Raw genomic sequence first — 988 nt, 5'->3', positions numbered from 1 at the left:
GCGATCATCAGTAAGGCGATCATTCAGGAAATCATCCTGGGCATGGTGCTTCGCTCGCCGGCGGTGGATTCGAAAGGCCGACCGCTGCTGGAAATCAACATTCCGGCAGGCACGTTTACCCTCCGTAGCGCAGGCACGGGTGGTTCTTCTCTGCTCAACAACGATGGGTTGACCGTGTTCGATGCGAACGAAGTCGACCGGGTGGTGGTCGGGAGGACTTCAGTATGACTTTTGGAATGAGGATCAAGGGGGCTACTGGCCTTGTTGAACTTGATGAAACGTCATTCACGATGAGGGTCGTTTACTCAGAAATAATCACCCCTCAAACCTGGGGGGCAAAGTTTATAGATATACCGATCCCGGGGATTACACCGCAAAACGCCGCTGCTTTTCCGACGCCAATACAAGCGGTCGATGCTCGATATGATGCGCAGGTAGAGCCGGAGATCCTAAATGGGTTGGTGCGAGTGTGGAGAACCATTAAAGGCGATCCATACAACACCTCGGCCATTACTATTACGAGGCAGCGACTGACAGTTGTGAGGTTTAAATGATATGGCGGAATCGTATGGCCTTGTGTTTAAGGCAGGAGACGACAATCGAATAGTAATTGATTCAGAATATTCGAGACTTGTTGTTATGTACAAGGGGAGGTATGTGGGGACCGAAGACGATGGAAACTCATCGTCAACGTTCTTCCCTTCTCCCATCACAACCCAGGAGCAGCCCCTTGTTTTCATTAGACCCGATAGTGCAAACGGCATAATCGGGATGAGTAACCTTGAAATATTTGGTTCTGCGGGCAATTGGATTGGGTTTAGGGTGCGTATCTTCAACATGTATACGATCAAACCGGTGGGTCGGTGGTTCGTTGCTGGGTACGTAGCACAACCGCTGTCCACATTCGGTGTACGGCTTCGAGATGCAAGCCGCAAGACAATCTTCGATTCAGGCACGCCCGCCGCTCAATTTGTCAGGGCTAGCAATA

General features: G+C 50.9%; 1 protein-coding gene and 1 pseudogene. Both read left to right on the top strand.

Annotation, left to right across the window (positions count from 1 at the left end):
• Positions 1-228: hypothetical protein (locus G7025_RS26565; RefSeq protein WP_181081942.1), on the top strand; the 228-nt coding region annotated here is incomplete at its 5' end.
• Positions 229-771: 543 nt separating this feature from the next.
• Positions 772-988, top strand: a pseudogene (locus tag G7025_RS26660) (hypothetical protein); the annotation flags it as partial.

The organism is Pseudomonas lurida (assembly GCF_013522705.1).
In the GTDB taxonomy this organism is placed as follows: Bacteria; Pseudomonadota; Gammaproteobacteria; order Pseudomonadales; family Pseudomonadaceae; genus Aquipseudomonas; species Aquipseudomonas quebecensis.
The sequence above is the reverse complement of the archived record's forward strand: the minus strand, read 5'-3'. Positions and strand labels throughout refer to the sequence as shown.